This is a genomic window from Dactylosporangium salmoneum, from assembly GCF_039532525.1.
Taxonomy (GTDB): domain Bacteria; phylum Actinomycetota; class Actinomycetes; order Mycobacteriales; family Micromonosporaceae; genus Dactylosporangium; species Dactylosporangium salmoneum.
In genome coordinates, this window is record NZ_BAAARV010000021.1 from 162,518 (window position 1) to 186,143 (window position 23,626).

Genomic DNA, 23,626 nt, shown 5'->3' on the forward strand with positions numbered 1-23,626 from the left:
GTTACCTCGGGTCGATCCGCGGCCGCGGGGCGGGTATCGGATGCACACGCTGGCGGGAACGGCGTCGGTCACGGCAGTCGCAGCGTCTGCGCCGCTGGGTGGCGGGCTCATGCCGGCGGCGATGACGTGGCCCAGGCGGGGAGGGTGGTGCGGCGATTGGCGTAGAACAGCAGGTACAGCGTGGTCCGGGACGGCCCGGCGGAGCCCGGGGCGGGCATGGTCTGCTGTTCGTAGCTGAGGATGGTGCCGGTGTCCGGGTCGAGGATGAGCGTGTCGCGGGCGCGGGAGTCGCCGACGTCGGCCGTGCCGGCAGTGTTGCCGATGCCGGCGGTGATGGCGATGCCTGGCCGGCCTGCGCGGTCGGTGCTGCCGCCCTGGTATGTGACGCCGGTCGCGGCGAGGCCGGCGAGGACGACGACCCGCTGCTGGCAGGGCATCGCGGCGACTTCGGTGAGCGCGACGGCGTCGCGGATGCCGTCGCGGTCGGTGTGATGGGGGTCGAGGGACGGGACCGGCGCGGCGGTGCGGTCGCCGATGAACGGGGTCGGGAACCGTGGGTAGATGCGGTTGGGCGGGTAGGTGTGGTGCTCGGTGCTCGCGCCTGGCGTGCCGGGCTGCGGGTCCGCGGCGCCGGCCGGGTAGTGGGTGATGGCGGCGGCGCCGCCGTGGCGGTCGCTGATCCAGTACTCGTAGTCGACGACGACGAACCCGGCCACGGTGCCCAGGTCAGCGGCCCGGTCGTCGGTGCCAGCGGGTTGAGCGGTGGCGAGCCGGTAGCGCACGTAGGTGTGGTCGCCGCTGCCGCCGTCGTCGGTGGACGGGTGCAGCCGGGTGGCGAATTCCAGGATGGACGCCTCGTCGCTGCTGGTCGGTGTTGGCGGGGTGAAGCCGTACGGGGCGGTGCACACCGCGTCGGTACGGGCCGGTCGCGGCGACGGACCGACGCTGGGTGTCGCCTCGCCTGGAGATGGCACGCTCGAGCACGCCGCAAGGATGGAGACGCCCGCGAGTGTCGTCAACGTGGCCGCGGCTGCGCCGAGGATCGCGAGGATCTTCGTCCGGGACGGGAACGTGCTGCCGGGGTCGATGGTCATGGGTCCCCTTTGATGATCGTGTTGGTGGTCAGGGATGCCGGGCCTGGTTCGCGCCAGCTACCGGCTGCGTGGCAGTTGTCCGTAGCAACCAGGTGATGCGCGGCCGTGCCCCGACGATGTCCCGCCGGGAGCCTTGATCACGGCGACGACGCCGGCGCCGTGGTGCGGGTGATAGTGATGGCACGGGCCGGGATCGGTGTGCCGGCCGCAGCGCAGGCTGTGGCTACCGCGGCGGCGTTCAGGCCGGGCCGGCCGCTTGTGACCCTGAGGTGGGCCCGGACGATTCCTTGGGGATCGGGCAGGGCCAGGACGTGGACGGCGGCGACGCCGGGGAGGCGTTGCGTGGCGGCGGTCAGGGCGGCGACGGTGATGCGCTGGCCGTCCGCGGCGGTGTAGGTGTCCGGTGGTGGGAGTCGGCACAGCACGATGCCGCCGTCGGCGGTTGTGGTGGCGAGGTCTCCGGCGGTGCGCCAGGTCCCGGCGGGGGTGCACGGCTGCCCGGCGTGGTGGGCGGTTTCCCCGATGTGGCTGCTGGCTTCGAGCAGCCCGACGCGTTTGGCGGGCACGTGGCGGCCGTTTGGGCCCGCGACGCGTAGTACGGTGCCCGCCACGGCGGTGAACACGGCCGCGGCGGGCGCGCCGGCTGTCAGGGTGCTGGTGGCGGTGCCAACGCCGGGGCGGTGGTAGACGGCGGTGACGGTGATGTCGGGGGCCGCGGCGGTGAGCCAGTCGGCGTCGGTGTCGGTGATCTCAGCCGGGACGAGGATGCGGCGCAGTGTGCCGGCGGTGCGGACGCTGGCCGGTAGGCCGTGGGGGTAGTGGCGCAGCCGGCGGATGAGCTCGCTGCTGGCGAGGGTGACGGTGGGCCGGTACAGGTCCAGCGTGCTGCGCCACACGTCGGGGTCGCCGCCGGCGAGGACGACCGTGCCGCCGAGGACCAGCTGCCGGATCGCGAGTTCAGCAGCGAGGGGGTGTGCGGGGTCGGCGCCGAGCAGCAGTGAGCTGGCTGGGTGCAGCCCGAACGCGGCGGCGGTGCGGTGGCTGGTGGGTGGGGCGCCGCCGAGCAGGACCGCGCCGTGGCTGGTGAGGTGGGCCAGCCACGGCCCGCAGTCGTGTCGGCCGGTGCTTGCCGCCGCCCGCACCGCGGCGGCGACCGTGGCGGGTGGGGTGCCCAGGCGGATGGGCATCGGCACGGTGTCGGTGAGCCACGCCGCGACCAGGCGGGCGATCATGTCGGCGGTCGGCCGGCCGAGCAGCGGCTGGACCGCGCCCGGCCGGACTGGTGGTGTCCGCGTGATCACGGTGTAGGCGCGCCGCCACAGCTCGGCGAAGGTGATCGGCCCGAACGCGTCGATGACCGCGAATCGGGCGTGCCTGTCGACGGACAGCGCCCGGAAGCGGGCGATGAGCACGCCGGTGCCGGGCGACTGCCGCCCGGCCGTGGCCCGCACTGATCTGCCGCCCGGGCGGTGGGTGCTGGCAGGCGTCCCCATGCTCACCGATCTCTGCCAGTAGCGACCACGGGGCCCGTCACCGCGGACCCACCGCCCAGACTGGCCGTGTCCTGCCGAGCTGGGCGGCGTGGCTCAGCATGGAGGCCCCGGACGGGAGCCGGCCGTGTCGCTGGGTGCGGCGGGGCCGATCCGGGCGAGGGCGGCGAGCAGGTGTGGTGCGGGGAAGCCGGGTTCGTCGTCGGGATCGGGTTGCCAGTGGTGCGCGGGGACGACGCCGGGGTCGACGAGGTGCAGGTCGGGCAGCTGCGGGTGTTGCAGCAGGTCGGTGATGTTTCGGGCGGGGCGCAGGTGCAGAGGTGTCGGGGTGCGGGTGTACAGGGCGGCGGCGTGGCGCTGGGCGGCGGCCCCCGCAGGGTCGGGATCGATGGTGAGAAGGGAGACGGCCAGGTAGCTGCCCGGCGTGAGCGCGTCGGCGGTGGTGCGGAGGATCTGGACCAGGTCGGCGTCGGGTGGCAGGTGGTGCAGGACGCCGAGCAGGAGCACCCCGACCGGCCGGTCAAGGTTGAGGGTCGTGTTCACCACGGGGTCGTCCAGGATGCTGTGCGGGCGGCGCAGGTCACCCACGACGGCCGTCGCCCAGGCGAGATCCTCCAGGTGGCGGCGGTTCACATCGGTGGCGATGGGGTCGAGGTCGGCGCAGACGACCCGGGCCCGCTGCGCCGGACCACCAGCCGGTGTGAGACCGGGAAGAGGTCGGGCGCTGGGGTCGGTGATGGTGTCGGCGATGATCTCGTGGGTGGCGCCGTGTTGGGCGATGCCGCCGCCGATGTCGAGGAACTGCTCGACGCCAGCGGCGATCAGGTGCTGCACCATCCGCCGCACCAGGGCCCTTCCGGCGTAGGTGTGGTGGCGCAGCGGCGGCCACGCAGCCGCGAGTTCGCCGGCGAGGCGCCGGGATTCGGTGCTGTTGTGGAACCCGCCGTACAACACATTGCACACCTCGGCCGCGGTCGGCACGCTGTCGCGCGGATCGTCGGCGACCCACACCTCCGGCCTGGCGGCCGCAGCTCGCGACGGGCCGTGGATGCCGCGTCCATCCCGGGCCGGCGGCCCGCCGAACGGCGTCACGACGCATCCCCGTACATGTCCGCCAGGGAGGGCACCGGCACCAGGACGAGGTCGCCGCTGACCTGCCGGCCGGTGCGGTGGGCGGTGAGCAGACCGGCCAGGCCGTCACCGGAGCGCGCCTGGCCGCTGGGCATAGCGGCGTCAGCAAGGATCTGCCGGGCGATGGCGCGGGCACGGGGGTCGGGGTCGAGCGGCTCGACCCGGTCGGCGTCGGTGTCGCGCGGGCACAGGTACGGGTCCAGCGCCGAGGTCGGCCACCCGTCCGGCTGGGGCGTGGCGGCAACCGCGGCCAGGGTGCTGGGCCAGCCGAGGAGGCGCACGGCACTGTCGAGGGCGGCGCAGGTGGCGGGATCGTACGGCAGCCAGATCGTCGCCGGCGGATCCGGCAGGACACTCAGCGCCTCGACCAGATGCACCGCGAGCGCGTACTGGCCGTGGTTGCCGGCCGGGCCCGGAACGTTGCCGTCCACAGCGCCGGCAAGCTGCCGGGCGCGTTCCCGGCTCGCCCGCACCGCACCGGCATAGCTGCCCGCGAACGGCTCCAGGTCCGCCAGCAGAAACCACTGCGGCCACCCGACGCCGGCACCCCACCCGCCCCCGGACCCGGCACCCCCCGGCCCGCCCGGTCCGGTGCGGCCGCCGCCGTGCCTGGGATACAGCATCGTGAGACGGATGTCGTGTGGTGTGGCGGCGGCGGCGAGGGCGGTGCCGAACAACTCGCAGGACCGGCAGCCCTCGCAGACCGCGATAACCAGCCGCCCCCCGCCCGCGCGTCGGGCGAGGGCAACGGCCCGCACACCCAGCGCGGTAGCGACCACATCCGCGAACGGCACCCGGAGGACCTCGCTACCAGCGGGCATACCGGGCAGCGCGCGGGGGCGCAGCACCGTCGGGCGATCGAGAAACACGTCAGCTCCTGGCAAGACTCTATTGGGCAGGTAGTGGACGTTCATTGGGACGAGTCCCACCGCCGGGAGCGCCGGGCGGTTTGGTGCTCCGCCCGGTGTCCGTCGCCGGTTGCCGGACCGGGTGGGGTGTTACGCGCTGGATGGCTGTGGGCTCAGTGGGCAGCCGAGTGTCGGGGTGGTGGGGTCGGGGACGTGCTGGCGGTCGACGAAGACGACGCGGTCGAGGACGCTCGATCCGTGGGGGTGTGGTGCCGTGTGCGGTCCGGCGAGGAGCACGGTTGGCTGCTGGTAGAGGGTTTCGGTCAGCAGCAGCCCAGTGCCGGCGTCGAAGACCAGCACCCGGCGGACGGGCTGGACGGACATTTCTCGGAACGCCGGGTCGTGTTCGATCCCGGCCGCGCTGACGGTGATCGTGGGCCGGCCGGCGTCATCGCGGGTGCCGAGCTGTACGGCCAGGCCGGGATGGCGGGCGAGGGTCCGCAGGATTGTCTGGCGTTGCCGGAGGGTGCCGACGTGTTCCTGGGCGAGCCAGCTGATGCGGTACAGCAGGTACAGGTCCGCGGTGTCGCCACGAACGGGCGGGTACGGGTTGGTTAGGAGGAACCGGTCCAGGGCGGCCGGGTCGTCAGGCGGGACGTCGAACCACGCCGGCCTGTCGTCGTCGAAGTCGGTGAAGTCCTGCCACATCACGTCGCAGCGCGCGGTGTCTCCGGTTTCGCGTAGGACCCGGGTCCAGTGGATGCCGCCTGCCCGGGCCCATGCCTGCAGCCGCGCGTACTGGATCGGCCGGCCACCGTTGACCTCGTACAGGTCGTCGCCGAATCGGAACTCGACATAGTCGGTGTTGCCGGGCTGCTGGTCGACCGGAGCGGGCTGGAGCCGGTCGGCGAGGAACGCCAGCGCCGCGCTGGACACCTGGAACCCCTGAGCGTTCACGTGCGCAGCTGAGCGTGTGCGCGGTGCGGCGGTCGTGGTGACGGCCGCCGGGTGCAGCGCCGCGCTCGCCAGCAGCGCCACGGCGACCACGACCCTGGCCGAGCGCACCGGCCGCGGCCTGGTCTGCCGGGACGCGGTTTCGCGTTCCCGCCGGGCAGTCGGTGGGGTGGATGACGGCGGTGCGGTGCACATGGTCGGGTGGTCGTAAGCCGGCACGGACAACGGACAGCGTCCCTTTCAACGATGACAAGACGGGGATGTGCGAGGGCCTGCGCAGGCGGTGCTCAGAGCACGTCGTCCAGGACGACGCTGTACGACGCGGTCGGCCGGTGCCCGCTGTGGCTGGGCGGCGCATCACCACGGCGGGCGCACACGAGGTGATGCCGGTCGAGGTCTGGTGGCTGCACGGCCAGCAGGACCGCTGCCGCGCCAGGCCGTCCGGCCGGCGAGAGCGCCCGCACGGCGCGGTGGACCCAGGGCCTGGCCTGGGCCAGCAGCGGGGTGGCTTCGCGGGGCGGTTGCAGGCGCGCAGCAGCGCCGCGACGGAGATCAGTCTGGTCAGGCTGGTGACGTCCTCGCCGTGCAGCTGCAGGTAGTCCTGCCAGGCTCGCCGGGCCCTGTCGACGCCGGTATCGCAGTGGCCAGCGGCGTGCAGGGTGCAGCCCAGGTCGAACCGGGCCCGGATCACGTCCGCGGACCGCCCGGTCCGCGCGTAAGCGTCCGCGACGGCGCGGCGGATGACGAGCGCGGCCTCATAGTCCTGGCGCAGGAACAACGCCATCGCCAGACGCTGCCCCACGTTCGCCGTCCACGGATGCCCGGGCCCGCGCAGACCACGAACGGCGGTGTACGCGGACCGCAGCCACACCCGCCGCAGCCAGCCGCCGACATCCGCCACGGCCTCGAGCAGACGTGCCCAGTACGGCCACAACCGCGCGGAAATCCCACGGCCACGACGGCGGGAGGCTACGCCGCGCACATGTGCATCGGACCGGATATCGGCGGGTGCGGTGCTCGAGCCGTCGCACGCTCGACCGGAGCTCCCGAGCCGGCCAGAGCCGGCAGTGGCGGCGTGTTCGCGGCCGGTTGGGAGGTGGTTCATGATGCGGGGTCTTTCGGCGATGGTGGTCCGGGCGCGCCGCTGCGGTGGGTGGCTGGTCTGCTGGTGCAGACGTCGGGGGCCCGCGCGACTGTGGTGGGGCTGTAGGCGACCGCGACGCCGATGCAGTACCGGTGTGCGCGACGGTCCAGGCCGGTGAGCCGGTAGCTGGTGGTGGCGGCCTGCACCGTCGCGGCGGCGAACGCCGGGGTGTCGTCTTTGGCGAGGAACAGGATGGTGGGCCGGGTGCCGTTGGTGGGGTCAGTCCACGCGACGTCGATCGTTGTGCCGGTGGCCCGGACGATGCGCACGTCACCGGCGGGCCGGTATGAAGACGTCCACGAATCCCCGGTCGAGGCCTGCCCGGTGATCGGTCGTGGAGCCACACCGAGTGTCCGGGCGGGAGTCGACGTGGGGATCGCGAGCATGATGACCGCGGCCGCCGATACGGCTGCCAGGCACAGGACTACAGCCACGATCGCCCAGTGCGGCAGCCACCGCCGCCGCCCGGCCGGTCGCCGGCGACCCAGGGCCGGCTCGCGCGCGGCCGCCGAGCGCAGCGCGTCCCGCCGCCCTGGTTCCGCAGCCGGTGCCCCGCCGCGGTCGCGGGGAGGGGCGGTGAGGTCATCGACGAGTACAGTCAGCCGGTCGACGAGTGGATGGTGCTCACCGAGGCCAGTGACCGCCGCCGGCAGCAACTGCGCTGCCAGCCGCCGGGCGGCGGACGTCCCGCCGAGCTGCATCCGGACCCGGACCAGGTCGAGACCGACCCGGACAGTGTCGACGTGGCCGCCGCCATACTCGTCGGCGAGGCGGGTGTAGGCCAGGTGCAGCGCCGGCTCCGCGGTCGCCGGACGTCCCTGCGTGGCCGTGAGCGCGGCGGCGCCGGCCGTCGCCAGGAGCACCGGCCAGTGGATCGCTTCGTGCCCGCCTGTGCCACGCTCGATGATGTCGCGGTAGCAGGCCGCGGCGTCGTCGAGCCGATCCTGCGCGGTCAGCAGCCGCGCCTGGGCCAGGGTGAGCATCGCCGCTTGGTACGGGCCGAGGCCGGGCCACGTGGCGAACTCGGCGAGCAGGTCGCCGGCGGCGTCGGGCTGCCCGAGGGCCAGCAGCGTTTCGGCGAGCATGCGGGTGGCGTCGGCCGCGTCGACGGGCTCGACCGGCACGCCCTGTTCGATCCGCGAGCGGAGCTCGATAAGGAGCTGGTACGCGCCGCCGAAGTCGTAGGCGCTCAGCAGCACCCCGGCCCGATCGACCAACTGAAACGGGGTCTGCGGGGTCGCGTGCTGGCCGCTGCCCGGGCCGTCGACGTCCGGGTCGCCACGATGATGCCCGGTCCGGGTCGGGTGACCGGTCCTCACCACGCCTCCACCAGCCGCAGGCCGGCCGGCAGGCCAACAGCCTCCGCGCCAAGATCCACCAGCCAGGCCGGCCCGTCCAACAGCGGGTGGACGCCCGGCGCCAGGCCCACAGGACACGGCGGTGCTGCAGGCGACGCGGCATGGTGCAGGCGCATGGTGCGACCTTTCACACTCGGTGGATGTGTTGGCAGGGGCGTGATGACGCTGCTCATGTGGGGACGGCGGGGCGGGCGTTACGGGATGCGGGCGACGGCGCCGTAGACGCCGATTTCCTCCGCGCTGAACGGCCCGGGGTCGTCGGGGTTGCGCCAGTCTCGGACCGACACCAGTCCCGGCTTGACGAGGTCGAGCCCGTCCAGCAGGGCGAGGAGGTCGTCGCGGCTGCGCGGGTAGAACCCGGTAGCGTCCCGGGCGGTCAGACCGGGCAGGGCGGCCCGGTCCTGTTCGTTGAGGAAGTCGGCGGTGCCGTGGCTGAGCACGACGTAGCTGCCCGGGGCGAGTGCCTGCCGCAGCCGGGCGACGATGTCGTGCGGTTCGGGGTGGTCGATGAAGTGCAGGACCGCGACCAGCAGCACCGCGACCGGCCGGGCGAGATCGAGTGTGCTGCTCAGGGCCTCGTCGTGCAGGATGCCGTCCGGGTCGCGCAGGTCACGGTCCAGGTAGGCGACCGTGTACTGGGTCGCGCCGATGAGCAGCGCCCGGGCGTGGGCGAGCACGATCGGGTCGTTGTCGACGTAGACGACCCGGCTGAGCGGGTCGATACGCTGCGCGACTTCGTGGGTGTTGCCCGGGCCGGGCAGACCGGTGCCGATGTCCAGGAACTGGCGGATGCCCCGGCGGGCCAGGTACTGCACCGCCCGGCCGGCGAACGCCCGGTTGGCCCGGGCCGCGGCGGGAACTGCCGGGAACCGCCCGGCGATCAGGTCGCCGGAGGCACGATCGACCGCGAAGTTGTCCTTCCCGCCGAGCCAATAGTTGTAGCGGCGGGCCGGGTGCGCCACCGTCGTGTCGATCCGGGCCAGGACGTCGTCGGCCGTAGGCAGGCCCGACTCGTCGTCGGATGGTGTGGCTGCGCTCATCGGGCAACTCCTGAACAGGGTCCCGCCGTGGCGGCGGTGAGGACAGCGATCGCGGCGGTCAGCTGGGCCCGCCCGCTCAACACGTCGACACCCCGCCGTTGGCCGGGGCGGCGGCCGGCACCCGGCGTCCAGGTGGCGGCGGGGACGGCCGCGGGGGGCACCGTTTCCCCGCAGCCGTCCCGGCGAGCACGCCACAGCAGCCACCCACAGGCTGCAGCGCGCTGGAGTGACCGGCACGCGCAGCAGGGACTCGATGCGCCGGGGGTGCAGTCCATGGGCTACCGGCACCGGCCGCGGACGGCAGGCCGCTCATCGCGGCTCCTGCGGCTGCCAAGCGGCATCTGATGCCGGTGCGGGGGTGCGCCGCCAGTACCGCACGGTCTGTCCGGGCCGGGCGATGCGCTCGGCGACGCCGTCGATGGCGAGCTCGTTGAGGATCGGCCACAGGTGAGCGCTGTGCTCGTAGGCGGACAGGTGCAGCGCGGTGCGCAGGTCGCTGGTCGACACCGGCTCCTGACCCGGTTCCGGGAGCAGATCCAGCACCGCGGCCCGCAGCCGGCGCAGCTGCTCGTTGCTGTTGGTGCTCACCGCGGCCGTCCCGGCTGGACCGGCCGCCAGTCCGGCGGGTACGACGGCGGGTCGAAGAGATCCGTGCATCCCGAGCAGCCGTCGATGGCCGAGGCATCGGTCGGCGGCGCACTCATGCGCGGCCAATCAGGGCTGGCATGTGCGCGGCCGCCTCGGGGCCGTCGGCCGCGCGCGGAAACGTAAGTCGAAAGACCTCCTCGCCGGCAATCGATGCCTGCAGCAGCCATCCGGCCTTTAGCAGCGCCGTCACATGGCGCCCGAACCCGACCGGGTGCATGTGTGCGGCTAGGGCGTAGCGGCGGATGCTGCCGTGGTCGGCGAGTGCATAGCCGTGCAGGCCGTGACGAACCTCGAACCACGGTGCGGGGGTGCCGGTCTGCGGCATGCTCGGGTACGCGGCGATGGCAAGCTGACGGGCGGCTTGGCCGCGTCGGGCACCGTGCTGCTGCCAGATGCTGGAGCACCAGGCGACCCGGTATCCGGCCGGGTGACACTCCGGGTCGGGGTACCCGGCCACGGTCAGCCAGGCCGGCGGGACGGCTGTTGCCAGGTCGACATCGTCAAGGATGACCCGGCAGTCCGGCCCGTGTCCGCCGCCCAGTGGCCAGCCGGCCCAGCGGCCGTCACTGCCCGGCGCGGCGCCAATGTGGACGAGCTGCCCGGCGCGCAGCACATACAGGGTGGTGTCGGCCGCGGCCGCGGGTGTGCGCAAGGCCGGGATGTGCTGTAGCAGCCGCAGGGGGGTGTGCAGGGTCAGCATGCGATCGCGTCCTCGAGGTCGGCTGCCACGGCCGGTGGCCGGCCGGGCAGGGGGTGGCCGCCGTGGTCGCGGCGGTCGGCGAGGTACTCGGCGGCGAAGCGTTCGTATCTGGTGAAGGGTTTGCCGGGCATGCAGATGACGTGCCCCCAGCCGTCCTGCACCGGCAGCGGCCAGCGGGCGCGGAGCCGGTCGGATGGGGCGGGGAAGACGACGGTGAAGGCGTCCTGGTGCCGCCACGCCGGCACGTCCGCCGCCGTGAGCAGTTCCACCAGGGTCGCCGCGTGCGACCGGCAGGTCTCGGCCCGCGACCGCAGCCCGTCGGTGCCGAAGCCGCGCAGCGCGGCGAGCATCAGCACCGGTGTGTGGCCGGAGCGGGACCCGGCCGGGGTCAGGTCCGGCGCGCCGGTGTAGGTGGGCGTGAGGTCCGGCGGGGTGCAGCGGTCGGTGCGGAGCACGATCGCCCCGCACGGTGTTGGCACCCCGAGGTACTTGTGGCCGGAGATGTTGATGCTGTCGGCGCCGTCGCCGATGTCGAATCCGGGCCGGCCGGCCGGATCGGCCATGGCCAGGGGGATGCCGGCGAGGGCGGCGTCGGCGTGGACCCAGCGGGACTTGGCGGGGACGCCGGCGGCGTCGAGCGCCGTGTGGATCGCCGGGACGTCGTCGACGGCCTCGAGCATGGTGGTGCCGATCGTGGCCACCACCAGCACCGCCACGCCGCGGCGCCGCTGCTGCACCAGTTCGGCCAGGGCGGTGGTGTCCATCGTCCCGTCCGCGCGGGCCGGGACCTGCCGCAGCGGCAGGCACAGCTCCTCGGCGAGCTTCGCTACGCAGGTGTGCGCGGCGGTGGAGGCGTAGACGATCAGCCGTCGGCGGAACCGGCGGCGGGCCGCCAGCAGCGCGGCCCGTACCGCCTCCGTGCTCCCCGACGTGACGAATCCGGTCACCAGGTCCGGCGGGCAGCGGAACGTCGCGCCGAGTTCTCGGATCAGCTGTTGTTCCAGCGGCAGGCTGTGGCCGGAGAAGCCGCTGGTCGGCGTGAACGGGTGCCCGACGTTGTTGAGGGTGACATCGAACAGCCGTAGCAGCATCGACGGGTCGAAGTCGGCGGCGTTGGGGTAGCCGATGTCGAATGCTGCCCCGTCCAGCCAGCGGCGGTGCAGGTCCCGCACCCCGGCCAGGGTTAGCGGCCCGTCCGCGGTCACGGTGAGCGGCCCGTCGGTGGTCACCGCCATGCCTGCCACCCCCAGTAGACGGTGCGGGTCAGCTCGCCCAGGAAGTGCCAGGTGTAGGCGGTCGGGTCGGTGGACCAGATCCGGTTCAGGGCCGGGGTGGACTCCCACGGCAGCGCCGGTGGTTGCCGGTCCGGGTGCAGCGACATGCTGGCCTGCCGTTCGATGCGGTGGTACTGCCGGGCCGCGTGGCGCATGATCCGCAGCCGGCCGCCGTCGGTGAACTGGGCCAGGACCTCGGAGGGCACGTCATCACCGAACCTGGCACGTCCCTGTGCCCGGTTCCACGTCCCGTACTCGCTGGTGTCCAATGTCGACAACGCCACCCCGACAAACTCGGGCCGGCGTCGCCAGTCTTCGCCGGTCCACTGTTCGTCGGGCTGGTTGGTCAGCGCCGCCCGCACGTCGAACGACACGTCCCGCCAGCCGCGGTGCACGATTCCCGCCATTTCCTGCAGCACCGCCGCCGCGTCCGCGACCCGGTCGCTCTGATGCCACGTGCGGGCATCCGCCCGCAACGCGAACCGCAACAGGCCCTGATCCGTGTACGGCACCGCGAACAGCAGCACCACCAGCGTCGGCGCGACCGGCTTGCTGTAGCGCAGCTGCCACGCCGCCTCCGCGTGGTTCACGGTGATCTCGGTCAGCCGGTGCACCACCGCCCACCGCAACTGCGTCACCCCAGCCCGCTCCGCCGGGTCGATCTCCGTGTCCGGACGGCGGCGAACCTCCCCAGCCAGTTCCGGCGACGGCGGCAGCAGCTCATACGGGCGGCGCGGCCACGGCATCCCCAGCCGCGGCAACGGCTCCGGGATACGCACGTCCATCGGACCTGGCTGACCAGCCGGCGGCTGATCCGGCCACCCTGCGAACTGGCCGGGCTCGGGCTGGCCAGGCCAGGACAGGCCAGGCATCGCCGCCGAGCCAGCCCCATCCCGGGCCACCGCTGCCAGCGGCAGCTGCCGTGGCTGGTGCATCGTCGCCTCATCCCGATAGCCGTCCTGAGCTCGCGGCTGCGGCAACGACCCGCCTGCCGACGTCACACCGGACGCCGCGACCTGCGGTAGCCAGGTAGTCTGCGCGTCGGCGGCTACGCTGCCGGGTGCCTGCCCGGCTGCCCCGGTGCCAGGCGCGGCCGGCTCGTCGGTTTGGCCTTGGACCAGGTACAGCGGTGCGCGGGTGCGTCGGCGCTGCGGCAGCGCCTCGCCGTGGTCGTGGTCGTGGGGATTCGGGTGCGGGCGGCTAGACACGGAAACCCACCTGCAGGTCCGGAACCGTGACCTCGTCCGGGCGGCCCCGGCCGATCTCGGCGTAGCGGTCCGGCCATCGCCGCCGCACCCGCCGCGCATACCCGAACCCGGCCAGGATGACCACGACGACCAGGACCGGGATGACCGCCTGCAACCCGGCGCTCGTCGCGCCCAGCACAGCCGACTGGTTGGACACGATGACAGCGAGGAGACCGCTACCGGCGATCGCGCCCAGGACCGGCCCCGCCGTCCGCACGATCACCGGGTCGTGACGCCCGCCGCCGCCCTTACGGAAGTAGAAGATCGTGGCGATCGACACCCCGATCAGCATCACCAGGACCCCGACCGCCGCGGCCGAGGACAGCCAGATGAACATGCCGCCGATCGGGTCGACCTGCAGCAGCGTGCACACCCCGATCACGGCCAGGGCAATCACGGACTGCAGCAGTGATGCGGGCGCGGTCGCCCCCGCCATCCGCCCGCCGAGCCGGCCGACATCCGCCAGCCAGCCCGGGATCACCCCCTCCCGGGCGATCGCATGCACGTACCGGCCGATCGCCTGATGGAACGACAACGCCGAGATCAGGAAGCTGGACAGCATCAGCCCCTGCGCCACCCAGACCATGAAGCCGCCATAACCGTCGGCCACGATCGTGAACGGAAACCCCGTCTGCGCCGCATCCCGGGATGCGGCGACGATCTGGCCGGGACCGGTCCACACCGGCAGCGCCCACGCCATCGCGCAGTACACCACCGGCAGCACCACCAGCGTCGCCACCGTCGCCCGGACCACCGTCTTGTCGGTCTTGCCCTCCTCAGCGAACGACGCCCCGGACTCCGTCCCGATGAACGCCGCCATCGTCAACGCGAACACCAACCCGACCTGGCCACGCTGATCCCACAACGCCCCGACCGCCAACGGCGCCGTGGTGACGTGCCCGCCATGCGGGTGGGTGAACGCGGCCAGGATCACCGCCCCGATCATCGCCAGCTCAGCCACCCCGACCACGGCGATGAACACCTTGCCCAGCGAGAAGTTCGCCACCCCGAACACCGCCACCACCACCCACGCCGCCACCGCCCACCACGTCCAGCGACCGACACCGGTGAGGTCGACGGCGGTGGCGCCGATCAGCCCATACAACGAGATCTGGATCGCGTTCGTCGCCGCGAACATCAACGCCCCACCCGCGATCCCCCAACCCGGCCCAAGGCCCAAGGCCAGGAACGCGTACGCCGGCGCGGCGTTGCCCTCCCGGTTCGTCATCGCCAAATAGCCGATCATCACCAGCCCCAGCGCCCCGCCGACGATCAGGAAGGCAAGGGGCGTGCCGAGCACACCAGTGGCGGCGTAGGTATTGACCACACCACCGACCAGCACCGCCATCGGCGACGTCGCCCCCACCATGAACTGCCACGCATTGAAACCGTTGATATGCCGACGGATCAGCCCAGCCGCTGGACGCACGCCGCACCCCCAGCCATCCCGTACAACGGCGCCACCGTCGGACACGCCAACGAACCGCACCCCTGCCGGTGCGCGGCGAACACCGACCACGTCATCGGCGCCACCGTCACCGCAAGCGGCCGAAACGGGCCCCGCCGCCAAAACCTCTCTGCGCTCGCGGCGCGGCGCCGCGCCCGCGGCAAACTCGCCGTGAACTGCACGAAGTCGTGACTCACCAGTCCGCCGGCGGTCGGCCAGTCGATCCGCACCGCAAAGCCCTGCCGGTCAGGGTCCGGTCGCAGCACCCGGCGCAGGCTGCTGCGTAGCCGGCGCGGGGGCATGTTCCTCGACGAAGGTCTCGTCGGTCCCATCTGCAAGCTCCCCAGGTAGATGTCGATTGCCCGGCCCACGGGGTGGACCGCGCTGGCTATCCGTTACGGAAGGCTGCTGTTGTGCATCCAGCTGCACCTGGTTGGTTGATCAGCCGCCTCGATGCCCGTCGTGCGCGGTCAGTCCGCCCCGAGTCGTGCCGAGCACTTCTCCGGCTGGCGACGCACGTGACAACCGCCGCCCAGGCGGTCGCTGAGGGTGAGATTCGCCGATCGCCTCAGCAGTACAACGACGACCGGCCCGGCCCGGCCTTCGACCCGCAAGGCCGTACTGGTCGTGTGTGCGGGCAGAGGACGGGCGGCGTATCCGCAGGCACCCGCCCTCTGCCGTCTGTGGCAATGGATGACGGCACGCTGTCGAGCTCGTGCGATTGCCGAGCCGCCGCGAGGACCGGGTGCAGCGCGGTCAGCTGTCCCGTTCCGATGGCGTTCACGCGTGTCGGGCCGACGAAGCGGTCCGCCTGTCGCCGGCTGCGACACGGGAACCGGTGCAGGCGGCGGCGCGCGGCAGATGCCGGGCGCTGGTGCGGGCGCGGGGGTGACATTGGTCGAACAGCTCCATCAGCAGTCCATTGATCAGTGACTCGGTGCGAGTCAACGATCACGCACTGGCTGAGTGGTGGGAATACCGACTTACGGTCCGACTTACCGTACCGACTTGTTGTCCGACCGGCCGCTGAGCTGGGCTTATGTCACGGCACCCCGGCGGTTCGGCGGTCGGCTGCCGCTGGGTCCGGGGTTACATTGTGATCGTCCGGACGGTTGCAGCACGACCGTCCGGCTCCCAGTGACCCGTTGGAGGCTGCCGGTGACCCGCCCGAGTCCGCTTATTCGCCGGCGATGGTTGGGACGGGAGATCCGGCGGTTGCGGGAGGAGTACAACCTCGCCGCGGAACCGCTCGCCCGGGTGCTCGGATTCCCGCGCAAGCAGCTCAGTGCCCTCGAGAACGGACGCCTGGGCCCGGACATCGACCTGGTCAGCGGCATCTGTGACTATCTCGGCATCGGCGCGAACCGCCGCGCAGCGATCATGGATGCCGCGACAGACGGGTGGGCCCGCGGCTGGTGGGCGGCCGACGCCGAACGGATGGGCCCGCGACAGGCGCTATACGCCGACCTGGAGAGTGGCACGGACGTCATCTCCGAGTACGTCTTCGCGCTCGTTCCCGGTCTGCTGCAGACGGCAGCGTTCGCCGACGCGCGGTTGCGCTGCGAACCGGCCCGGTACGGCGATCGCTTCGATCCGTCGGCCGCAGTCGCCGCTCGCGCCACGCGCCAGCGGCTGCTGCTCGCGCCCGACGGCCCCCGCTACGACGTGGTGCTCGACGAGGCCGCGATCCGCCGGTGCGCCGCCGAGCCGCACATCGTCGCCGAGCAGCTGCGCCACATCGTCAGCGTGTGCTCGCAGCATCCGAACGTCACGGTTCGGGTGCTGCCGATCGGCGCCTCGCTCAAGGGTCACAGCGCGCCCCGGTCTGCCTATTCGATCTACCGCTACCGCGACCCGCAGCATTCGGTCGCTGTCGCGGTCGACACCCTCACCGAAGACCACATCCATACCGAGCCGGACCAAGTCGACCCGTACCAACACCTGCACGCCCGGCTCAAGGCTGCCGCGCTCGATCCCGCGCCGAGCCTGCACACCCTGGCCGCAGCAGCGCAGGACCTGACACCGATGCAAGGAGCAGCAGCGTGACCACTCCCGCATATACCGGTTGGCGTAAATCCCCCCGCAGTGACGACGGCAACTGCGTCGAAGTCGGCCACTCCGATCGCGGCTCGATCGGTGTCCGCGACTCCAAAGACCCAGGCGGGCCCGTGCTCGACTTCGACCAGGACAGCTGGATGGCGTTCACCCGACACGTCCGCGCCGGCCGTTTTGACCGCTGACCCGCCGCCGCTAGCTGGCTGCGGCTTCTCAGGCTGACCCTGTGGAGGCGCTCATATGCCACGTCATCGCGATACCGAGGTGGCACCGAACGACCAGTTCGCGCAGGCCCGCAACCGGCTGATCTCCGCACGGTGGCCGGGCCGGCCGATGTCCCGTTCGGAGGTCGCCGACGCGGTCAACGCGGCCCTCGACCTGCTGTTTCCTGGTCAGGACATGCGCGCCCTCTACGTCGACTTCCGCTGGATCGGCAAGCTCGAACGCGGCGAGCACCGCTGGCCGGCCCAGGAGCGCCGCGCCGCACTCCGCCACGTCCTGCACGCCCACACCGACGCCGAGCTCGGCCTGTTCCCGACCCGACGCGCACCAGACACGCCGGCACTCGTCCCGAACCCCGGACGACCACCAGCACCCCTGCACGAAGCGGAGCCCGGGATCGAGACACTGGATTCCGCCGAGGCGTGGCTGCGCCGGCTCGGCGACCTGGTCACCGAAGCCGGCAACGTGATCTCCGCCGATGCGTTGCTACGCGCCCGCCGACACCTGCAGATCCTTGAGCGGCTGCAACGCGACAGCGCCCGTCCCGACCTAGCGCAGGCCGACGCACGCTGGTCGGAGTTCCTGAGCTGGCTCGCCGATAACACCGGCGAGCCTGACGGCGCCGCCTGGCTGCACCGAGCACATCGGCACGCCACCGCCGCAGCAGACCCCGTGCTCAGCGCGTACACGCTGATGCGGCAAAGCCAGCACGCACTCGACGGCGGCGATGTCCGCACCGCGATCACGCTCGCCCGCCGATCCCTCACCTACGGTCCGATCCCCGCCCGAACCCACGTGCTCTGCCTGACCAGGACGGCCGAAGCGTTAGCCACCTGCGGCGACAACACGACCGCCACGATCATCGCCAAGGCCAGACGCGGCATCCGAAGCGCCAGCTCCGATCCGGCCGAGGAGTTCGCCAATCACTGCGACCTGCGGTACGTCACGGCCGTCGACGCCCGCTGCCGGCACCTGCTCGGCGACACCACCTCGGCCGCCGCGATCCTCGAAGAACTCCTCACCGAGCCAGCGCTTGGTCCCCTTGACGCCAGCATGTGGCATGCCCACCTCGGCGACTGCTACCAGGCCACCGACCCGCAACGCGCCGCCCACCACGGCAGCCTGGCCCTGCAGCTCGGCGCGCAAGCAGGCTCCTACCGGCCCGTCCGGGCCCTGCAACCGCTCGCCGTGGCCCTGCGCCGACACCGCAGCCTACCCACCATCCAGACGTTCCTCGACGCGCACCGCCAAGCCGTCACCGGACCGGTGCCAAGATAGCCCGGTGGATATGTTCCCGACCGCCACGACCACCGACATCGCCGCCAGCGCCTCACAGGTCGCGGTCCTACCCATCGGCAGCTTCGAACAGCACGGCCCGTTCCTACCGCTGGCCACCGACTCGATCATCGCCACCGCCATCGCCGGCGCGGCCGCCGCCCACTACAACGTGCTGCTCCTGCCGCCGGTCACCATCTCATGCTCCCACGAACACGCCGCCTGGCCCGGCACCGTCAGCATCAGCCACCACACCCTGTCCACCATCATCGACGACATCCGCACCTCGCTGACCGGCAGCGGCATCACTCGGCTGATCCTCGTCAACGGCCACGGCGGCAACTACGTGCTGAGCAACATCGTCCAAACCGCCAACGCCACCACACCACGATCCATGAGCCTGTTCCCCACCAGAACCGACTGGGACACCGCCCGCACCGCCGCGCACCTCGACACCGACGCCCACCACGACATGCACGCGGGCGAACTGGAGGTCTCCATCCTCCTGCACGTCCAACCACAGCTTGTCGGCCCTGGCTACCGCGACGGAGATCACGCCGCCGACGCCCGCTCGATGCTGCTCGTCGATGGCATGCGCGCCTACACCGAATCCGGCGTCATCGGCAAACCCTCCGCCGGAACACCTGAAAAGGGCCAAATGCTGCTCGCCAGCCTCGTCGCATCCTTCCAGCAGCACCTCGACCACCTGAACGGTCGATAACCATTCGGATGCGGACCGTGGCTGGCGGAGCATACAAGCCCGGGGCAACCGATAGGCTGGACGTCGCTGAGCCCCCTCCAGCCTGTGGGCACGAGGCGGGCGGGCAGTGGCGGTGCGCCGCGGAGAGAGGAAGCCGATGCCTCGTCGTCCCGATGCGGTGATCACACCGAACCCCACCCTGCGCGAAGCCCGCGAGCGGACACCATCGCCCTGGCGGCCAGGACAGAGCATGTCCCGCACCGAACTCGCCGACGCCGTCAACACCGCCCTCGACCAGCTCTACCCCGGCCGCGACCTCACCGCCCACTACGTCGACAGCCGCTGGATCGGCAAACTCGAACGCGGCGAACACCGCTGGCCCAGCGACGAACGCCGCACCGCCCTCCGCCACGCCCTCGGCACCGCCACCGACACCGAACTCGGCCTCTACATCCCCCGCCACACCGCAGACGCCGTCACACCCGCGGGGCTGAAGCCGAAACCTTCGTCTGGGGACTGGGAGGAACGAACCGTTCTGCTCCGGCAGCAGTGGAGGCTGCTGGTCCAGACCGACAGACTGTTCGGTCCCGCCGCTGCGCTGCTCGGCGTCTCCGCGCAGTTGACGCTCCTGCAGCAGGTCCTCGACGGAGGTCCTGTGACGTTCCGCCCGGACCTGATTCGGGTTGCTGCCCAGTACGCGGAATCGGCCGCATGGCTGCATCAGTCCCTTGACGAACGTGACGCCGCCTTCCACTGGACGAGCAGAGCGCTGGGATGGTCCGATCAGGCCCAGGATCCGGTCATGATGGCGTGGGCGCGCTATCGCAGCAGTCAGCACTGGCTGTTCGCGGGTGATCCGCACAAAGCGGCGAAGGACGCCGCAGCCGCGATGCGCCTGGACGCCAAGCTTCCCGGTCCGATGCGCGCCGCGCTTCGCGTGCAACACGCCCATACGTCGGCCGCGAACGGTCAGCACCGCGCCGCCGAGCGACTGCTCGACGGCGCCCACCGCTGGGCCGCCGACCGCCACACGAGTAAACCCGACGGAGAGCACGGCTCGTACTGCACCAGCGGATACATCGAAATGTACCGGGGAACGTGCCTGCGCCTGGCCGAACGCCCGGACGCAGCCATCGCCGTCCTCGACGCGGCCCTACCGTCGATGTCACCGCTGCACCGCCAGGACTACACCACGGCCCTGGTCAACAAGGCCGCCGCGCACATCGCCGCCGGCCAACCAGACCAGGCCGCAGCCACCGCCCACACCGCGCTGCCGATCGCCCGCAACGCCGGCACCCGCCGGACCCTGAACCAGCTCGCTCACATCGGCGCAGCCGTCCGCGACTACCGCAACCTCAACCACGTGGGCGCCTTCCTCGACGATCTCAAGGAGCGTGCCTGATGGCGTCACAGGCCGAACTCGCCGCGATGCGACAGGCCATCCTCTTGTCCGCGCTCGGTCTCGGCACGACCAGCCCGAACCCGCCCGTCGGCTGCGTCATCCTCGACACGCACGGGACACCGGTCGGGGCCGGGTTCCACCGGCGAAAAGGCGAACCGCACGCCGAGGTCAACGCCCTCGCCGCCGCCGGGACGGCAGCCCGCGGTGGCACGGCCGTGGTCACGCTCGAACCGTGCAACCATGTCGGTGTCACCCCGGCTTGCCGACAGGAACTGCTCGACGCCGGTATCGCCAGAGTCGTCCTCGGCGTCATCGACCCCACCTCGCGCGGCGACGGCGGCGCAGCCGTCCTGGCCGGCGCAGGCGTCGATGTCGAAACCGGGGTCCTGCACGAAGAGGTTTTCGCCGTTCTCGGCCCTTGGCTCACCGCGACACGCCGGCGGTGCCCCTACGTCACCTGGGCCCATAAAAGCCAGCAGGAACCGGACCGTCCTGCAGACGATCGGCACCTTGCAATCTTGCGGGGCACCGCCGACGTGGTGCTGGACGGCGCCGCCGTGTCCGAAGGGGTACCCGGCGGACACAGCGCGGTGCACTTCCGCCTGCCCGACCTCGACCAACTCGGTGAAGGTCTCGCGCCGTGGCTCGACGACGCCTACCGCAACGGTGCTCGGCGAGTGCTCCTCATCAGCTCGGAACCCGAACCAACCCCCGGCTACTTGCCGCTCATCGACGAGCTGTGGCTAGCGCTCTGCCGGACCAATCCCCCGCGGGCCTCGACTCCAATCAGCCATCAGTTGTCGGACGCCGGTTTCCAGATCGTTGACATCATTGCGGACCAAGTAACCATCACCGCCCACCTACGGCAAACCGGCTTTTCCTGAAGAGGATCTATGCTTCCGACCCGCCACTCCATAGTTATCGCCAACGTCTTGATCACCGCTGCACGCCTTCGGATCGCTTCACCCGTGAGAGCCGGTCGGTACATGTCGAGGGCAGAGCTCGCTGGCACTGTCAACGGTCTACCCAACCAGGCGGACCCGGCAGTGCGACCCACCGGCAACCATGTCGACGTCCGTTGGATCGGGAAACTCGAACGCGGCGAACACCGCTAGCCGAACGGCCAACGCCGCGCCGCCCTGCGCCAGGCGCTCCACGTCGCCACGGACACCGAGCTCGGCTTGCACATGCCGCCGCGCTCCGCCCGCTGAGGGCGACCGCGCGCACAGCGGAACGGCCGGGATCGCCTCACGCCACAGCTGAAGAAGTCGCACAGACATGGCACCCTTTGGATCGATGCGCCGCCATCAACACTCCTGGGCCGGACATGGAAGGGGGTATGGATGCCTCGTCGTCCCGATGCGGTGATCACACCGAACCCCACCCTGCGCGAAGCCCGCGAGCGGACACCATCGCCCTGGCGGCCGGGGCAAGCCATGTCCCGCACCGAACTCGCCGACGCCGTCAACACCGCCCTCGACCAGCTCTACCCCGGCCGCGACCTCACCGCCCACTACGTCGACAGCCGCTGGATCGGCAAACTCGAACGCGGCGAACACCGCTGGCCCAGCGACGAACGCCGCACCGCCCTCCGCCACGCCCTCGGCGCCGCCACCGACACCGAACTCGGCCTCTACATCCCCCGCCACACCGAAGGTCCCGTCAGCGGCGGCACGCCTACGCCGACGCCGGGGAGCTGGGTCTTGGGAAGCATGAATGTACGTCCAGTCGGCGAGGTAGGAAGCGGCGATCCGCGGATCTCCGGGGTGCTCACCGGTGAGATAGCTCGTCTTGAGAGCGGCGAGTACGACGATTGGAACAGCTTCTCTGTCATCACGAGCATGCTTGCCCAGCAGCGGCAAGCGGTTGCCCCAGCGGCCCTGCTGAGTCTCGTGGAGGCGCACCGTGATTGTTTACTGACCTTGTTCCGAAAAGCGGAAGGGGATCCGGCGGGCGCCGCCATCGGCGCGATGGTCGGTGAAGCATCCATCGTCGCTAGCCGGCTGTGGAGCGCGCAGGGAAACCGATCCATGGCGCTCGCCCATTGCGCCTACGCACGGACTCTCGCCGAGCGGCTTGGCAACATCCGGCTCGGTGCGACCGCCCGGATCTTCGAGAGCAACCTGCACTCCGGAGCCTCCACACTGATTCATGCCGACGGCAACATCATGACCGGGCTGCGGCTGCTGGACGAGGCCGCCGCCGCAGCCGAGCACCTCAGCTGCGCCGCACAAGCCAGGATCGCCGCGGAGCAGGCCCAGACCTATGCGGCACTGAACATGCGGATGGAAACTGAAGCCGCGCTGGACCGAGCGCGGCAGGCAGCTGCCGGGATCACGTCGTCCAACCGGACCGGCCTCTTCAGTGACTGGAACCCCTCGCGCCTGGATGTATACGAAGGCACGTGCCGCATCCTGCTCAGAGAACCGCAAGCCGCCATTCTGCACCTTGAGCGAGCATCGGCAGTCCTCGACCAGGACCCAGACAACACGAACGTGGCGCTTGCCGCTCACGTCGACCTCGCCAGCGCCTACGCACTGACCGGTCACCTGGACATGGCCTGCACTACGCTTGGTGACGCATACGAACAGCTTGAGCGGATCGGTAACCTTCGGGGCATCTCTCGTGCCCGGCGCGCCCGTGAGGGATTGAGCCAATGGAACGCCGAACGTGCCGTACAGGAACTGGACGAGAGGATGGCCGCGGTCTAGGGAAGGCAGCTGAAGGTCAAACCTGCTGGACGAGGGAAGCGATCGTCGCGACGACCAAGTCGGGCTCGAGTGAGTCCAGCACAGCATCCGGACCATAGCTCGATAGTTCTTCCCGGCTTGCCCGATGCGCGACCACCACAGCACGGAAACCCGCGCTTCTCGCGCACGCGATGTCGTTCGGAGCGTCTCCGACCACCACAGTCCGGTGCGGCAAGACCGCCAGTCCGTACTTGCCTTCGTAGCGGCGCGCGACGACGCCAGGAAGACGGAACCGGTCTCGTTCGTCGGAGCCGTATCCCCCGATTTCCAGATCCAGTTCGCCCCCAAGGTCCATTGATTGGATCTTGATCTCGGCCGCCACTCGCAAGTTCCCGGTGAGAACCGTCTGCACGAAGCCTCGCCGGTGTAGCTCGGCGATACTGCATGCGACGCCGGGATACGGTGGCTGAACGTGAGCAAGCTCGTCGCGGCCCGCCTCCATGACTTCCGCTAGGACCTGGTGGAAGTGTGGGACGCCGGCTTCGGCTTCGGCGGGTGCGATGCCGGAGGTGATCGCAGTATCGATCACGATGGACTCGTCGGTGTAGCCGTGGACCTTCTTCTCCGGGAAGGTCACGGCCGCCTCATCGATCCCGTACGTTCGGGCGATAGAACGGCGCAACCAGCGTAGATCTGCCGGAATCAGCGTGCCGTCCACGTCCCAAACCACAAGGCCAGCATCCCGATGCTCCACCGGCCCATCGTCGCACAATCGTCGAACCAGATGAACCTCGCGCCACCCGTGGCGGCCGCAGGTACGCCGGGCAGCGGCACCAGCGGCGGATATGGTCGGTGCAGCATCTGGACCGCGCCGAGTACTACGCGGGACGGTATCCCCTCGCCTTGG

The 23,626-nt window shown here is 71.2% G+C and carries 20 protein-coding genes; 7 read left to right on the plus strand and 13 right to left on the minus strand.

Going from position 1 to position 23,626, the window contains the following annotated elements; all coding sequences use genetic code 11:
- Positions 1–107: 107 nt before the first annotated feature.
- The 12 genes from ABD352_RS12955 to ABD352_RS13010 form a co-directional block, all read right to left on the minus strand.
- The gene (locus tag ABD352_RS12955; protein ID WP_344612544.1) at positions 108–1,094 is read right to left on the minus strand and encodes a hypothetical protein; all 987 of its coding nucleotides are present in this window, start codon (positions 1,092–1,094) and stop codon (positions 108–110) included.
- A gap of 137 nt (positions 1,095–1,231) precedes the next feature.
- Positions 1,232–2,587 (minus strand): acyl-CoA synthetase family protein, encoded by a 1,356-nt coding sequence (locus ABD352_RS12960; RefSeq protein WP_344612545.1) that lies wholly within the window; start codon positions 2,585–2,587, stop codon positions 1,232–1,234.
- Between the two features lie 93 nt (positions 2,588–2,680).
- A complete protein-coding gene (locus tag ABD352_RS12965) occupies positions 2,681–3,676 on the minus strand; it encodes an SAM-dependent methyltransferase (RefSeq protein ID WP_344612546.1) in 996 nt (331 codons plus the stop codon).
- Positions 3,673–4,584 (minus strand): hypothetical protein, encoded by a 912-nt coding sequence (locus ABD352_RS12970; RefSeq protein ID WP_344612547.1) that lies wholly within the window; start codon positions 4,582–4,584, stop codon positions 3,673–3,675. The genes ABD352_RS12965 and ABD352_RS12970 overlap by 4 nt, the downstream gene beginning before the upstream one ends.
- 129 nt (positions 4,585–4,713) lie before the next feature.
- Positions 4,714–5,628, minus strand: a complete 915-nt coding sequence (locus ABD352_RS12975; RefSeq protein ID WP_344612548.1) for a hypothetical protein — start codon at positions 5,626–5,628, stop codon at positions 4,714–4,716.
- Positions 5,629–6,618: 990 nt separating this feature from the next.
- Positions 6,619–7,980 carry a tetratricopeptide repeat protein gene (locus ABD352_RS12980; protein WP_344612549.1) on the minus strand — a complete coding sequence of 454 codons (1,362 nt, stop codon included), beginning with the start codon at positions 7,978–7,980 and terminating at the stop codon, positions 6,619–6,621.
- A 233-nt stretch (positions 7,981–8,213) separates the two neighbouring features.
- On the minus strand, positions 8,214–9,059 hold the full coding sequence (locus ABD352_RS12985; RefSeq protein WP_344612550.1) for an SAM-dependent methyltransferase: 846 nt from the start codon (positions 9,057–9,059) through the stop codon (positions 8,214–8,216).
- Between the two features lie 309 nt (positions 9,060–9,368).
- The gene (locus tag ABD352_RS12990) at positions 9,369–9,647 is read right to left on the minus strand and encodes a hypothetical protein (RefSeq protein WP_344612551.1); all 279 of its coding nucleotides are present in this window, start codon (positions 9,645–9,647) and stop codon (positions 9,369–9,371) included.
- Between the two features lie 112 nt (positions 9,648–9,759).
- Positions 9,760–10,407 carry a hypothetical protein gene (locus ABD352_RS12995; protein ID WP_344612552.1) on the minus strand — a complete coding sequence of 216 codons (648 nt, stop codon included), beginning with the start codon at positions 10,405–10,407 and terminating at the stop codon, positions 9,760–9,762.
- Complete coding sequence (locus ABD352_RS13000; protein ID WP_344612553.1) at positions 10,401–11,642, minus strand: pyridoxal-dependent decarboxylase; 1,242 nt, start codon at positions 11,640–11,642, stop codon at positions 10,401–10,403. Before ABD352_RS13000 ends, ABD352_RS12995 begins: the two co-directional genes overlap by 7 nt.
- Positions 11,633–12,466, minus strand: a complete 834-nt coding sequence (locus tag ABD352_RS13005) for a hypothetical protein (RefSeq protein WP_344612554.1) — start codon at positions 12,464–12,466, stop codon at positions 11,633–11,635. The genes ABD352_RS13000 and ABD352_RS13005 overlap by 10 nt, the downstream gene beginning before the upstream one ends.
- Before the next feature lie 415 nt (positions 12,467–12,881).
- Positions 12,882–14,402: an APC family permease gene (locus ABD352_RS13010; RefSeq protein ID WP_344612555.1), complete on the minus strand. Its 1,521-nt coding sequence runs from the start codon at positions 14,400–14,402 to the stop codon at positions 12,882–12,884.
- A gap of 1,131 nt (positions 14,403–15,533) precedes the next feature.
- Between ABD352_RS13010 and ABD352_RS13015 the strand changes: the two genes are divergently transcribed.
- From ABD352_RS13015 to ABD352_RS13045, 7 genes are all read left to right on the plus strand, one after another.
- Positions 15,534–16,421, plus strand: coding sequence for a helix-turn-helix domain-containing protein (locus tag ABD352_RS13015; RefSeq protein WP_344612556.1), 888 nt, complete (start codon positions 15,534–15,536; stop codon positions 16,419–16,421).
- Entirely contained in the window at positions 16,418–16,615 is a 198-nt protein-coding gene (locus ABD352_RS13020) for a DUF397 domain-containing protein (protein ID WP_344612557.1), read from the plus strand. The genes ABD352_RS13015 and ABD352_RS13020 overlap by 4 nt, the downstream gene beginning before the upstream one ends.
- Before the next feature lie 79 nt (positions 16,616–16,694).
- A complete protein-coding gene (locus tag ABD352_RS13025; protein ID WP_344612558.1) occupies positions 16,695–17,930 on the plus strand; it encodes an NsdA family TPR-like regulatory protein in 1,236 nt (411 codons plus the stop codon).
- 4 nt (positions 17,931–17,934) lie between these two features.
- Complete coding sequence (locus ABD352_RS13030; RefSeq protein WP_344612559.1) at positions 17,935–18,648, plus strand: creatininase family protein; 714 nt, start codon at positions 17,935–17,937, stop codon at positions 18,646–18,648.
- A gap of 229 nt (positions 18,649–18,877) precedes the next feature.
- Positions 18,878–20,029, plus strand: a complete 1,152-nt coding sequence (locus ABD352_RS13035) for an NsdA family TPR-like regulatory protein (protein WP_344612560.1) — start codon at positions 18,878–18,880, stop codon at positions 20,027–20,029.
- The gene (locus tag ABD352_RS13040; RefSeq protein WP_344612561.1) at positions 20,029–20,913 is read left to right on the plus strand and encodes a bifunctional diaminohydroxyphosphoribosylaminopyrimidine deaminase/5-amino-6-(5-phosphoribosylamino)uracil reductase RibD; all 885 of its coding nucleotides are present in this window, start codon (positions 20,029–20,031) and stop codon (positions 20,911–20,913) included. Before ABD352_RS13035 ends, ABD352_RS13040 begins: the two co-directional genes overlap by 1 nt.
- 459 nt (positions 20,914–21,372) lie before the next feature.
- Complete coding sequence (locus ABD352_RS13045) at positions 21,373–22,740, plus strand: NsdA family TPR-like regulatory protein (protein ID WP_344612562.1); 1,368 nt, start codon at positions 21,373–21,375, stop codon at positions 22,738–22,740.
- Positions 22,741–22,756: 16 nt separating this feature from the next.
- On the opposite strand, the gene ABD352_RS13050 is transcribed toward ABD352_RS13045, so the two are convergent.
- The gene (locus tag ABD352_RS13050; protein ID WP_344612563.1) at positions 22,757–23,473 is read right to left on the minus strand and encodes an HAD family hydrolase; all 717 of its coding nucleotides are present in this window, start codon (positions 23,471–23,473) and stop codon (positions 22,757–22,759) included.
- Positions 23,474–23,626: the final 153 nt, after the last annotated feature.

What these genes read in the sequence shown, in the direction of transcription:
- ABD352_RS12955 (WP_344612544.1), bottom strand. Translation starts at nt 1,094, where the DNA reads ATGACCATCGACCCCGGCAGCACGTTCCCGTCCCGGACGAAGATCCTC.
- ABD352_RS12960 (WP_344612545.1), bottom strand. Translation starts at nt 2,587, where the DNA reads ATGGGGACGCCTGCCAGCACCCACCGCCCGGGCGGCAGATCAGTGCGG.
- ABD352_RS12985 (WP_344612550.1), bottom strand. Translation starts at nt 9,059, where the DNA reads ATGAGCGCAGCCACACCATCCGACGACGAGTCGGGCCTGCCTACGGCC.
- ABD352_RS12995 (WP_344612552.1), bottom strand. Translation starts at nt 10,407, where the DNA reads ATGCTGACCCTGCACACCCCCCTGCGGCTGCTACAGCACATCCCGGCC.
- ABD352_RS13000 (WP_344612553.1), bottom strand. Translation starts at nt 11,642, where the DNA reads ATGGCGGTGACCACCGACGGGCCGCTCACCGTGACCGCGGACGGGCCG.
- ABD352_RS13005 (WP_344612554.1), bottom strand. Translation starts at nt 12,466, where the DNA reads ATGGACGTGCGTATCCCGGAGCCGTTGCCGCGGCTGGGGATGCCGTGG.
- ABD352_RS13035 (WP_344612560.1), top strand. Translation starts at nt 18,878, where the DNA reads ATGTCCCGCACCGAACTCGCCGACGCCGTCAACACCGCCCTCGACCAG.
- ABD352_RS13040 (WP_344612561.1), top strand. Translation starts at nt 20,029, where the DNA reads ATGGCGTCACAGGCCGAACTCGCCGCGATGCGACAGGCCATCCTCTTG.
- ABD352_RS13045 (WP_344612562.1), top strand. Translation starts at nt 21,373, where the DNA reads ATGCCTCGTCGTCCCGATGCGGTGATCACACCGAACCCCACCCTGCGC.